This window comes from Halostagnicola sp. A56 (assembly GCF_000691505.1).
Lineage (GTDB): Archaea > Halobacteriota > Halobacteria > Halobacteriales > Natrialbaceae > Halostagnicola.
In genome coordinates this window covers 211,101-222,877 of record NZ_JMIP02000015.1, presented here as the reverse complement: position 1 = coordinate 222,877, position 11,777 = coordinate 211,101, and the positions used below count along the sequence as shown (strand labels likewise).

The 11,777-nt window shown below is 63.5% G+C and carries 11 protein-coding genes and 1 pseudogene; 4 read left to right on the top strand and 8 right to left on the bottom strand.

Going from position 1 to position 11,777, the window contains the following annotated elements; genetic code table 11:
* Positions 1-12: 12 nt before the first annotated feature.
* Positions 13-1,062: a diphthamide biosynthesis enzyme Dph2 gene (gene dph2 / locus EL22_RS06475; protein WP_050050714.1), complete on the bottom strand. Its 1,050-nt coding sequence runs from the start codon at positions 1,060-1,062 to the stop codon at positions 13-15.
* A 138-nt stretch (positions 1,063-1,200) separates the two neighbouring features.
* Here dph2 and EL22_RS06470 point away from each other — a divergent pair, with 138 nt between their 5' ends.
* Complete coding sequence (locus EL22_RS06470) at positions 1,201-2,118, top strand: hypothetical protein (RefSeq protein WP_050050713.1); 918 nt, start codon at positions 1,201-1,203, stop codon at positions 2,116-2,118.
* A 271-nt stretch (positions 2,119-2,389) separates the two neighbouring features.
* On the opposite strand, the gene ndk is transcribed toward EL22_RS06470, so the two are convergent.
* From ndk to rpl7ae, 4 genes are read right to left on the bottom strand one after another with little or no spacing between them, the layout of a single operon-like run.
* The gene (ndk, locus tag EL22_RS06465; protein WP_050050712.1) at positions 2,390-2,854 is read right to left on the bottom strand and encodes a nucleoside-diphosphate kinase; all 465 of its coding nucleotides are present in this window, start codon (positions 2,852-2,854) and stop codon (positions 2,390-2,392) included.
* Entirely contained in the window at positions 2,851-3,234 is a 384-nt protein-coding gene (locus EL22_RS06460; protein ID WP_050050711.1) for a 50S ribosomal protein L24e, read from the bottom strand. The genes ndk and EL22_RS06460 overlap by 4 nt, the downstream gene beginning before the upstream one ends.
* A 2-nt stretch (positions 3,235-3,236) precedes the next feature.
* Positions 3,237-3,461, bottom strand: coding sequence for a 30S ribosomal protein S28e (locus EL22_RS06455; protein ID WP_050050710.1), 225 nt, complete (start codon positions 3,459-3,461; stop codon positions 3,237-3,239).
* A gap of 11 nt (positions 3,462-3,472) precedes the next feature.
* Complete coding sequence (rpl7ae, locus tag EL22_RS06450) at positions 3,473-3,835, bottom strand: 50S ribosomal protein L7Ae (protein WP_050050709.1); 363 nt, start codon at positions 3,833-3,835, stop codon at positions 3,473-3,475.
* A gap of 298 nt (positions 3,836-4,133) precedes the next feature.
* Between rpl7ae and tmcA the strand changes: the two genes are divergently transcribed.
* From tmcA to EL22_RS17930, 3 genes are all read left to right on the top strand, one after another.
* Positions 4,134-6,458: a tRNA(Met) cytidine acetyltransferase TmcA gene (tmcA, locus tag EL22_RS06445; protein ID WP_050050708.1), complete on the top strand. Its 2,325-nt coding sequence runs from the start codon at positions 4,134-4,136 to the stop codon at positions 6,456-6,458.
* Positions 6,459-6,573: 115 nt separating this feature from the next.
* Positions 6,574-7,059, top strand: a complete 486-nt coding sequence (locus tag EL22_RS06440) for a DUF456 domain-containing protein (protein WP_050050707.1) — start codon at positions 6,574-6,576, stop codon at positions 7,057-7,059.
* A gap of 99 nt (positions 7,060-7,158) precedes the next feature.
* On the top strand, positions 7,159-7,323 hold the full coding sequence (locus EL22_RS17930) for a hypothetical protein (RefSeq protein ID WP_197075859.1): 165 nt from the start codon (positions 7,159-7,161) through the stop codon (positions 7,321-7,323).
* Between the two features lie 92 nt (positions 7,324-7,415).
* Here EL22_RS17930 and EL22_RS06435 read toward each other — a convergent pair.
* The 3 genes and pseudogenes from EL22_RS06435 to EL22_RS06425 all read right to left on the bottom strand — a co-directional run bounded on the left by EL22_RS06435 (position 7,416) and on the right by EL22_RS06425 (position 11,671).
* A pseudogene (locus tag EL22_RS06435) lies at positions 7,416-9,132 on the bottom strand (glutamate--tRNA ligase).
* Positions 9,133-9,270: 138 nt separating this feature from the next.
* Positions 9,271-10,320, bottom strand: coding sequence for a geranylfarnesyl diphosphate synthase (gene idsA3, locus EL22_RS06430; RefSeq protein ID WP_050050706.1), 1,050 nt, complete (start codon positions 10,318-10,320; stop codon positions 9,271-9,273).
* A gap of 1 nt (position 10,321) precedes the next feature.
* Complete coding sequence (locus tag EL22_RS06425; protein ID WP_050050705.1) at positions 10,322-11,671, bottom strand: ribonuclease J; 1,350 nt, start codon at positions 11,669-11,671, stop codon at positions 10,322-10,324.
* Between the last annotated feature and the right edge of the window lie 106 nt (positions 11,672-11,777).

The window sequence follows — 11,777 nt, the reverse complement described above, 5'->3', positions numbered from 1 at the left end:
GTTCACAGGAGATTACCAGGTGCCGTGGAACGTATCGAACTCGAGGCTGTCGAGCGGTTCGTGGCCGACGGCGATCTCGTACTCGCCGGGGGTGAGCATCGGCTTGTGGAACTGCGGGCCGTCGTCGGTCGTGATCCGGGGACACCCGGTGTTGACGAAGGCGTCCATGTCGAAGTTCCGGAGGCGATCGGGCGTGACCTCGTCCATCGTGATGAGGTAGGCGTCGTCGTTTTCGTCGAGAATATCCTGTGCCTGATCCCAGCGGCCCTGTCCGATCTTGGTACAGAAGATGACGCCCCACTTCTGAGCGTCCATTGCACGGTGGATCGCTCCGTAGCGCTGTTTCATGAACTTCTCGGTGTCCGCGACCGTGACCACGTTGTTGACCGGGTCGGCGATGACGACGTGTTTGTCGGGGTGTTCCATCGCCAAACCGAGCGGGTGGAACTTGCCGCCGCCGACGTAGAGGATCTGGTTCGCGGGCACGTCCGCGCTGGCGTAATTACAGCCCAGAACCTGCCCTTCGTGGGTCAGGCGTTCGTCGCCGCGACGGCTGTCGACGTCGTAGCCCCGCTCCTCGAGGAACTCGCGCATCTCCTCGTAGAGATTCATGTGCTGGGCTGTCGTCACGAGACCGACCTCTTGTTCGTCGTCGGGGTCTTCGAGCGTCTCGAGGGCCTCTTGCATAATCGGTGTCACGTCGACGTTCGAGAACAGCGGGACGTAGATCACCTTGTCCGTGTCCTTCATCGGCGAGTGGCCGAAGTGGACGAAGACGTCGGTTCGTTTCATCAGGTACGTATCGAGGTCGCAGGCGCCGTAACAGGGCTGTCCCGAGAGCATGATCGTCACGTCGTCGCCCACACGCTCTCGCAGGTCGTCTGCGACCTTCGGCCCGCGGCGTTTGAGACCCTCGGGAAACTGGAGGCCGACCTTCGTGGCGTCGCGGTCGTCGATTTCGTCGACGATCCGCTCGAGTTCGTAGTCCCACTCCCGATCGTGTTTGAGGCTCATTCCGGTGTTTCGGAGGTCTCCCTCGCTGTACTCCGACTGCTGGCTCATTACACTTTCATTCGTCGGCGCACGTAAAACGGCGGCGCTTTGGCCCCCTCGAGACGATCTCCCCTCACGTTCGGTTCGAACAGTCGGACGTTCAGCCGGTCCGAAAAGTCATGGTACTGCAGTCTAAATGAGGGGCCAATGGTAGCACGAGGCGATTCGGACGGATACCTCTTCGACCTCTATCGCCAGTACATCGGCGAACCGTCGGGTCGAAACGACGTCTACGTTGGATTCGGGCTGTTCTTCGGCGGGATCGGACTCGCAGTGACGGCGCTGGTACTTTTCGTCTGGGGGAGCACGCATGAGCCCCAGTCGACGGCGTACGTGACGTGGACCGAACCGGCCTATGGGTTCGGAATGCTGGCGCTTCCGGCGATGATGCTGGGAATCGTCGTGTTGTTACCCTCGAATCGACGGATGCTCTATACGTCGCTGGTGGGGGCAACAATCACGCTGGTGGCCGTCTTGGGATTCTTCTATGCGTATCCCGGGGACTGGAATGGCTTCGGCCAGAATTACACCGTCGAAGTCGTCGCGATCTACGCGGTCGGTATCGCGGGACTCATTGCATCCACGGGCGGTGCGCTGATCGTCCACTACCTCGAGTTGGCCCAGTCGGCCGGCGTCGCCGGGGCTCGAGCGGACGAACGGGAGGACTCCGAGTCCTACACAGACGAGGAGATTCAACAGGACATCGACGACGCGATGGAAGACGTCGAACTCTCGTGGGGCGGCGTCGAAAAAGACGACAACACGCAACTGAGCTTCAGCGGCAACGAGTTCGACAACGTCGAGATTGGCGACACGGCGAAAACGACCCGGTCGTCCGGCGTCGACTCGCAGGTGGCCGGCCTCAAGGGGCTCAAAGGCGGCGAGACGAAGACGACGACCTCGAGTTCGTCCGTAGAGGATCAGACGGCGAAGCTCAAGGAACTCAGAGAGCAGAAACGGGCCGAGGAGTTGGCGGCGGACGGCTCGGACGGTGCCCTCGAGACCGTCGCAACATCGTTGCGGTCGAGCGCACGACGAGTCCAATCGCTCTTCAGCCGAAAGTAACGCCGGCCTCGACGAAGGAAACGGAATTCTTCCCGAACGAAATCGAATAAAAGAATCTCACATAGATTTATAAGTCGCCAGTGGCCTTCCCAAACTATGGCCAAAGACCTTCTTTCAAATATATTCGCCGCCAGATGCTACCTGTGAGTCCGGTACAGGCAGTATAACTTTCCACCAGTGTTGCACCTGACAGCCCGTAAACTTAAATTGAGTTGTCAGCAGTTGTAATTCTTTGAACGACGTTCAAAAATCGAGTCGTTCGACCGCCGCGTTACTCGTAGAGCCAGTTCGCGTCGTGCTGATCGTAATCGATCAGCTCTTCGTCGTCGAAGTGGATCGCGATCTCGCGTTCGTTCGCGCCCTCGTCCTCGTGGTCGGCCGCGTGAACGACGTTCCGGCCGAGATCGAGTGCGAAGTCGCCGCGAATGGTTCCCGGGTCAGCCTCGAGAGGATCCGTCTCACCGATCATCTGGCGGACCTGCCGTGTCGCGTCTTGACCTTCCCAGACCATCGGGACGACCGGGCCGGCCGTGATGAACTCGATGAGATCGTCGAAGAACGGCTTGTCCGTGTGCTCGGCGTAGTGTTCTTCGGCGCGCTCTTCGGGCATGTTGATGACCTTGATCCCGACGAGTTTGAGACCGCGGTCCTCGAGTCGGGAGATGACGTTCCCGACGAGTCCTCGAGCGAACGCGTCCGGTTTGACCATCACGAAGGTGCGTTCGTGGTCGCTCATTGGTCGTCCTCGTCGTCTTCAGCGTCTTCGTCGTCTTCGAGGGACTCTTCGTCGGAATCCGTATCCGAATCGCTCGATTCGGTATCGTCCTCGTCGACGACCTCGGCTTCCTCGAATTCGTCGTCGAAGGCCGCTTCGTCGTCCGAAGTCGTCTCGGAGTCCTCGTCGGACTCGGCGGTCGTCTCGGGTTGGGAAGGCCCCTTCCCACTCCGGCCTTCTTCCGTCCACTCGAGGTCGCGCGGTTCGCGACCGAGCTTGTAGTTTTTCTCCGCTTTCGAGTCGACGAAGTGGAGTACGCTGCCGTCGTTGCGAACGTACATGATGCCCGTTCCGGGCTCGATCTCTTCGCCGGTGTAATCGCAGGTTCGTTTCTCGACCATTGTTACTGTCCTCCAATCGAGTCGGCCTCGCGGGCGGTCTCGCGGAGTTGGAGTACGTCCCCTTCGCGGACCGGTCCGAGGCAGTTTCGGGTGATGATGCGACCTTGATTCTCGCCCTCCTTGATTCGGCACTTGACCTGCATGGCCTCGCCATGCATTCCGGTCTTGCCGACGACTTCGATAACTTCGGCGGGCGTCGAGCCGCTTTCTCCCTCTTCAGCACTCATCTTGAGTCACCTCAGTCGAGATCCTCGATCTTCCCAGCGATGTCCTCGACGTCGTCTCCGGCCTCGCCGGCGTCGACGATTGCCGCAGCGGCCGAGCCGACCTCGAGGCCGGCGGCGTGTCCGACATCGTCCTGCGTCTCGACGAAGACGACGGGAATGCCTTTCTCCTCTGCGAGTTCCGGGAGATGCATCACGATTTCTTCGGGACTGACGTCCTCCGCGACGTAAACGAGGTCGGCGTTACCGCGCTCGATCGCTTTGGTGGTTTCGTTCGTTCCTTTCTTTACACGGCCTGTGTCTCGTGCGACCTCGAGCGCCTCGAGGGCGTCGTCTGCGAGGTCGGCTGGGATTTCTGTTGTTACGTAAACTGCCATTGGTTGTTCACCTCTCCTACGCGCGGGCTCTCGCTCCCCTGCCATCCGGGCGCTGGGTCGCTGTTGGAGTGTCGGACCTATTCCGATCCCCACAACCCGGGCCGGCCGATCCGGCAAAAGTCCTGTGGGGCTAGGAGCATCATCAACCCCGCGTAGGGTGTACGCACCAGTAGCGTAGCCCCCCTTAAAAGCGTGTCCAAACGAGCGACGCTGTGCCAGCCACTCGCAAGCGATTGCCGGCCGACGCTACCAATCTGCGGTCGAGACCTTTTACACTCGCGGCGACCACTCGAGAGGTATGGATACCGTCTCCCTCGCTCTCGCCCTCCGTCGCGAGGCCGCCACGACGAACGAGCGGCGAGCGCTCGTCATCGCCGGCGAGCGCGAGCGAGGCTACGACCTGCTCGAGTCAGTGCTCGACGCGCTGTCGGTGGGGATCACCGAGACGACCCTCGTCGGTCCCGACGACCGGCTTCGGTGCGAACAGGTCGCACAGACGGGCGCGGACGAACTCCTCGGAACGACCCGCGAGCTACTCGTCCTCGATGCGCACGCAGACCTCCAGCCGAACGCGCTCGGAATGGTCGTGGGTGCGGTAGACGGGGGTGGGCTGTTGATCCTGCTCACCCCGCCGCTCGAGGAGTGGCCGGATCGGCGGGGCCGGTTTTCGGAGTCGATGGCCGTGCCGCCCGCCTCGCTCGCGGACGTGACCGGCCGGTTCGTCGGCCGGGTGGTCGAGACGCTTCGGGCCCACCGAGGTATCGCGATCGTCGATGCAAACAGCGAGACGATCGTCGACGACGGTCTCGTCGAGCCGGCACCGCCCCAGCCACGGGCCTCGGAGCCAGCCACGCCGCTCGAGCGCCGAGCACGCGCGGAGTCGCCAATGTGCTTTCCGACCGCCGCCTACGAGGCCTGTCTCACCGACGATCAGGCCGATGCCGTCGCCGCCATGGAGTCACTGTTCGAACCCGGTCGGGCCGTCGTTCTCGAGGCGAACCGCGGCCGAGGAAAATCCAGCGCTGCGGGGATCGCCGCCGGGTGTTTCGCGTTCGAGGGCTCCGACGTGCTCGTTACCGCACCGGCGGCCAGGAACGCGACGGAACTGTTCGCTCGCACGCGGGAGATCATCGACTCGCTCGAGCGTGAGCGGCCCAACTCCGAACCGGCAGTCGACGCGACTCGAGACGGTCTCGACGTCCGAACGGCCGCAGGGGGCCGAGTGAAGTTTCGCGGTCCGGACGCCGCCGTCCGGACGATCCGTAGGGGCGGTGAATGTCCGGATCGAGCGGCGGCGTTCGACCCTGACATCGTCGTCGTCGACGAAGCAGCGGCGCTGCCGGTGTCGACCCTCGAGGGGTTCCTCGAGGCCGACCGAGTCGCCTTCGCGACCACGATCCACGGCTACGAAGGCGCGGGCCGGGGCTTTTCGGTTCGCTTCCGGGACCGACTCGAGGAGGCCAGCCACGAGGTGGTCGACCTGTCGATGACCGATCCGATCCGCTACGCCGCCGGCGACCCGCTCGAGGTCTGGTCGTTTCGCGCGCTCGGCCTCGACGCACGACCGCCGGTCGCACAGCTCGTCGACGACGCGACGCCGGATCGGGCGCGATACCGGGCGCTCGAGCCGTCGGCCCTGTTGGCCGACGAATCCCTGCTCCGGGAGGCGTTCGGACTCCTCGTGCAGGCTCACTATCGCACGGAGCCGAACGATCTGGCCCGCCTGCTCGACGCGCCGAACCTCGCGGCGCGGGCGTTGACCGTCGAGGGCCACGTCGTCAGCGTCGCCCTGCTCGCAAGCGAGGGCGGACTCGGACGCGAGACGCGAACGGAGATGTACGAGGGCGGCCGCGTTCGCGGGAACCTCCTCCCGGACGTTCTCGCCAGCCAACTCCGCGACGAGGACGCCGGCGAACCGTCCGGACTCCGGGTGATTCGCATCGCGACCCACCACGCCGCGCGCTCGCGCGGACTCGGCTCGGCGCTCCTCGAGCGGATTCGAGGGGAGTTCGGCGGGGAAGTCGACTGGCTCGGAACCGCCTTCGGTGCGACGCCGGGTCTGCTCGAGTTCTGGGGTGACAACGGGTTCGGCGCGGTCCACGTTTCGACGACGAAAAACGCCGCCAGCGGCGAGCACTCGGCGTTCATGCTCGTCCCGACGAGCGAGCGAGGGCGCGAACTCGCCGACAGACACGCGGCCCGGTTCGTCCGTCGCCTGCCGGCGTTCGTCTCGGATTCGCTCGCCGACCTCGACCCGGACGTGATCCGCGCCGTCCTCCGGACCGTCGACGCGTCGCCGTCGCTCGCACTCTCCGATCACGAGTGGCGAATCGTCGCCGGGGCCGCCTACGGGCCAGGCCAATTCGACGTCGATCCCGGCCCGTTTCGCGAACTCGTCTGTCACGGTCTCGTGGGGGGGTCGACGCCGACGGATCTCGCTGCAGCGGACGAGCGGCTTCTCGTCGCCCGCGTCTTGCAGGGTCGCGAGTGGGAATCGGTCGCAGAACTACTCGAGTATCACTCTGCGAGCCAGTGTCGGCGGGCACTCGGGGACGCCCTGATCCCGCTCGTCGACGCGTACGGAACCGACCCCGCACTCGAGGTCCGCGACCAATTCAGTTAGCGGACCGTCACGAGCGGTTCAGCGCGTCGAACCTCGCGATCGGTCAGCTAACCCTGCGACGTACAGAATCCGTCCGAGGCGGTAGTGATTTGGGGACTCCCCGCCCGCATTCTGTATGGTCGATGTCGTCTCGCTGCTTTCGGTCGCGCTGCTGATCGGCGGCGTCGTCGGAACGGTCGTCCCGCTCCTCCCGGGCGGGACGCTCTCGCTGGCCGGCCTCTTCCTGTACTGGTGGCACTCGGGCTTTACCGAGCCGGGTGTGCTGGCACTCCTCGTACTCTCGGCGTTGGCGTTGCTCGCCATCGTCGCGGAACTCGTCGGCGGGGCGATCGCCGCTCGAGCCGGCGGCGCGTCCTGGCAGACGACCGCGATCGCCGCGATCGCCGGGATTCTGTTGATGATCGTCACCGGCCCCATCGGGCTGCTGGCCGGCCTCTTTGGTACCGTCTTTGTCCTCGAGTTCGTCCGCGACGGCGCGTTCGACCGAAGCGTTCGCTCCGCGTCGTACGCGACCGTCGGCATCCTCGCCTCGACGGCGGTGCAGGTCCTGCTCACGGCGTCGGTCCTGTTCGGGTTCGCGGTCGCGGTCGTCCTCTTTTGAATCCGACCTGAACGCCTGGAATCCGCTCAGACCACGCGAACGAACGCACCGACACCGACCCGGGGAAAAACTAAATATGTGATAGTTTCACTTCATTGTATGATCTGTTCCGAAGACGGGTGCGATCAGATCGCCGCGGTCCTCCTGCACATCCCGTGGGACGAGAATCGGGCCGTCTGCGCGCCACACGCTCGAGTGCTCGCCCAGGAAGAGGGGATCGTGCCGGACCCGTTACCAGACGACGTAGACGACACGCTCGAGTAGAATCAAAATGACCGGTGGTAGACGTAAATCCCGAAACGACCGACGAACGGCGGTACGACCAAAACGAGCGGCGATACGTCGAATCTACCCGACTAGGGGTGCGCGTAGTAGACTACTGTTTCCTCTTCGTCGTGGCGGTCGATCCGTGCGAATCCGATCCGTTCGAACTGGACCACCTCGTCCGGCTCGAGGTCGGCGACCGCGGGTTCCGCGCGGCCGGTCACGTCCCCGTCGATGGTCCGCATGCGGACTGGAACGCTCTCGGCGGCCGGTACCCAGTGGATCACGTCGACGTCACCTTCTCGCACTACGTCGATGTCCTCGCCCGTGTACTGGAGCGTGTCTCGAGTGTACTGGAAACAGCCGAGCCCTTTCAGCCAGATTCGTTCTTCGGGTTCCGGGAGGTCGTCGGGCTCGAGCAGGACGCTATCGCCGACCGGAATCTCGCGAACCCCGCGTTCCTCGTGGTTCGGGTGCAGCGGTGGCGTCGCCTCGTCCGGCGGACTGCCCCCGAGCGGAACCTGATTGCCCTCCCGGACGAGAAAGCGCCGATCGGTCTCCTCGTCGATCCGATCCCGGTTCGCCGCGTACACCGAACTCATCGCGAGGTCGACGTCGCTCGTCGACGTTCCCAACTGGACCATCGCCTCGGTGATCGCCTCGCCGCGGATTCCCCGCCGGCGCAGACTTCGAAGCGTCGGCGCTCGAGGATCGTCCCACCCGTCGAGTTCGCCCGCTTCGATCAGCGATTTGATCGTCGACGTGCTCATCTTGCAATCGTACTCGTCGACGTTGACGTGGCCCCAGTGGATGACTTCCGGATACTCCCAGCCGAAGTACTCGTAGACGAAGCGCTGGCGTTTGGCCGAATCCTGCAGGTCGATCCCGCGGATGATGTGGGTGATGTCGACGATGTGATCGTCGATACCCGACTGGAAGTCGAGCATCGGCCAACAGCGAAACTCCGCGGCCTCCTCGCGAGGATGTGGCGTATCGATCATCCGGAACGCGACCCAATCCCGGAGCGCCGGATTCTTGTGTTCGATGTCAGTCTTGACCCGGAGGACCATCTCGCCGCTGTCGTAGACGCCCGCCATCATGTCTTCGAACTCGTCGAGAACCGTCTCGGCGTCCTTGTCTCGGTGCGGGCAGGCCTCGCCGTTGTTCTTGAGGTCGCTAAATTCCTCGCCGGAACACGAACAGGTGTAGGCTCCGCCCATCTCGATCAGTTTCCGCGCGTGATCGTAGTAGATCTCGAGGCGATCGCTGGCCGTGAAGGTCGCGTCGGGTTCGAACCGAGGTACTCGGTGTCCTCGAGGATCGCGTCGTAGGCGTCGAGGTCCGGACGCTTGGTCTCCGGATCGGTGTCGTCGAAGCGAACGCAGAACCAGCCATCGTATCGCTCCTTGTAGGTCCCGATGACCGCCGGCATGCGCGCGTGGCCCATGTGCCACGGGCCGTTCGGATTCGGCGCACATCGCATTCGAATCTCGTCGTACTCGGAGACGTTCGGCAAGTCCCCGAGCGGGTGGTCCTCGCCTTCGTCTTCGGCTCGATCTCGGCTAACTGCTCGGGTGCCAGCGTCTCAAGACGCGCTCGTCGCTCGTCGTGTCCGAGGCCGTTCACCTCGCTCACGACGCCGCCGACCACGCCGGGAATCGAGTCGGCGTGCTCTCGAAACGCCGGGTTCTCGCCCATCATCGGCCCCATTACCGCCCCGACGTTCGCGTCGCTCTCGTGTTTCACCGCGTTCAAGAGCGCGTGCTTTTCGGCTTCGCGCTCGACGCGTTCGCGCAGATCGTCGTCCATGAGGAGAGGGTGTTCACGCCGACCCAAAACTGTCGCGGTGTCGGTCCGGCCGCTCGAGGCGTATCGACGTTCCCAGTGCGGAAAAAGCGATTGCGGTCGAACCGCTCGCCCGCCTCGTCAGTAATCGCGTTCGATCGGTTAGTAACCGCGTTCGATGAGGTAGTCCGCCAGCTCACACAGCTGCTGGCGCGCCTCGTTGTCCGCGAGAACGTCCAGTCGATCCTTCCCCTGCGTGACGAGGTCTCGAGCCGTCTCGTTGGCGTACGAGATCGACCCGACCGACTCGAGTTGCGCGACCGCGTCGTCGATTTCGGCTTCGGTGACGGTTTCGACCGTGACCGACTCGAGCAGTTCCTCGACGTTGACGCCGCGCTCGCGTGCGTGAACGGTTATTAGTGTTTGTTTGCTCTCGACGAGGTCGCTCCCTCGCTGTTTCCCGAGTTTATCGCTCGGGACCGTCAGATCGAGAACATCGTCCTGTATCTGGAACGCGCGGCCGATATCGAGCCCGTAGCCGTAGAGCGCGTCGACGGTGTCTTCGTCGGCACCCATCAACACCGCCGGAAGGCACGCCGATGCCGCGTACAACACCGCGGTCTTCTGTTCGACCATCTCGAGGTACTCCTCGGGCGTGACGTCTCGGCGCTGTTCGAAGGTGACGTCGAGCGACTGGCCCTCGCAGATCTTCGTGCAGGTCGTCGCGAGGATGTCGAGGGCTTCGACGATGGCGTCCGGTTCGGCGCCCGCCTCGAGCATGATCTCGAACGCCTTCGAGTAGAGCGTGTCACCGGCGAGAATCGCCGTCTCGGTGTCGTACTCCTTGTGGACGGCCGGGACGCCGCGGCGGAGGTCGTCGTCGTCCATGATGTCGTCGTGGATCAGCGTGAACGACTGGATCACTTCGACACTCACCGCGGCGGCCATCATGTCGACGGTGCCGTCGGCCAGCGACGGAAACTCACGGTAGGGCGTCGACAGCGGCTCGACGTCCGCGAGCGCTTCCGCAGCCGTCAGCAACACCGCGGGACGAAGCCGTTTGCCGCCGGCATCGAGCAGGTACCGCGACGCCTCGTAGAGTCGTTCGGGACGCTGAATCGGCAACTCGTCGGGGATCGCCTCGTTGACCCGTTCGCGGCGCTTGCGAACGCCCTCGAGCACGGCTTGTTCTCTCGCCTCTGAAGTGGTCATATCAATCGACTAGCTGGATGAGGTTTCCGTTGCTCGAGACGTGCAGATCACGTCCGAGCTTGTAGCCTTCGCTCTGGCAGAGGTTGACGTAGCCCGACAGTCCCTTGAGGTCCTGGTGGGCCGGGATGATGTTCTGTGGCTCGAGCGCGTCGAGCATCGTGTAGTGTCCTTCCTGATTGAGGTGGCCGGACACGTGGATCTCGTCGTAGATTCGCGCGCCCTGCATACCGAGCAGGCGTTCGGCCTGATACCGCTGGCCCTCGTTCGTCGGCTCCGGGATAACGCGAGCGGAGAAGACGACTTTGTCGCCGTCGTCCAATTCGTACGGCGTTTCGCCCCGAGCCATGCGGGTGAGCATCGCGCGCGGTTCGCCCTGGTGGCCGGTCACGACGGGGAGGAAGTTCTCCTTGCCTTCGTTCATGATCCGTTTGAACGTCCGATCGACCGACTTGCGGTGGCCGAACATCCCCAGATCGTCCGGGAAGTCGACGAAGTCGAGTCGCTCTGCGGTTCCCGAGTACTTCTCCATCGACCGGCCCAGCAAGACCGGCTGGCGGCCGATGTCCTTGGCGAACTCGACGAGGCTGGTCACGCGCGAAATATGACTCGAGAACGTCGTCGCCACGATCCCGCCGTCGTAGTCCTCCATGCTGTAGAGGACGTCCCGGAGGTGTTCGCGCGCGACGTTCTCGGAGGGCGTTCGGCCCTTCTTATTCGCGTTGGTACAGTCCTCGATGTAACAGAGGACGCCCTCGTCTTCACGACCGATCTCTCGGAACCGCTTCATGTCGATCGGGTCGCCCACGACCGGCGTGTGGTCCATGCGCTTGTCGAGGCCGTAGACGATCGCGCCCTCGGGTGTGTGAAGGACCGGGTTAATTGCGTCGATGATCGAGTGGGTCACGTTGACGAACTCGAGTTCGACGCCCTCGTCGCCGATAGTCATCGTCTCGCCGGCGCTCATCTTGACGAGGTCGTTCTCGACACCGAACTTCTGCTCGCCTTCGATCTGCTGTTTGACCAGTTCGATCGTAAACGGCGTCGCGACGACCGGCGCGTTGTATCGGTGGGCCAGCTTCGAGATGGCACCGATGTGGTCGAGGTGGCCGTGTGTCGGGACGATCGCCTGGACATCGCCCTCGAGTTCGGACATGATCCGATCGTCGGGGATCGCTCCCATGTCGATCAGATCGAGGCTGTGCATCCGTTCGGTCTCGACGTTATCGTGGATGAGAACCTTCGAGAGGTTCAGACCCATATCGAAGATGACGACGTCGTTTCCGGCGCGAACGGCAGTCATCTGCCGTCCGACTTCTTCGTAACCGCCAATAGTTGCAATTTCGATTTCCATGATTGTAGCACTGAAAGCCGCGTGGACTCTCAACGAAACGGTCCGCGGACTGCTGTTTTCTCGGCCCCGGCGTCTTACAGCACGTCGGCCATCCCGCTATGCGCTC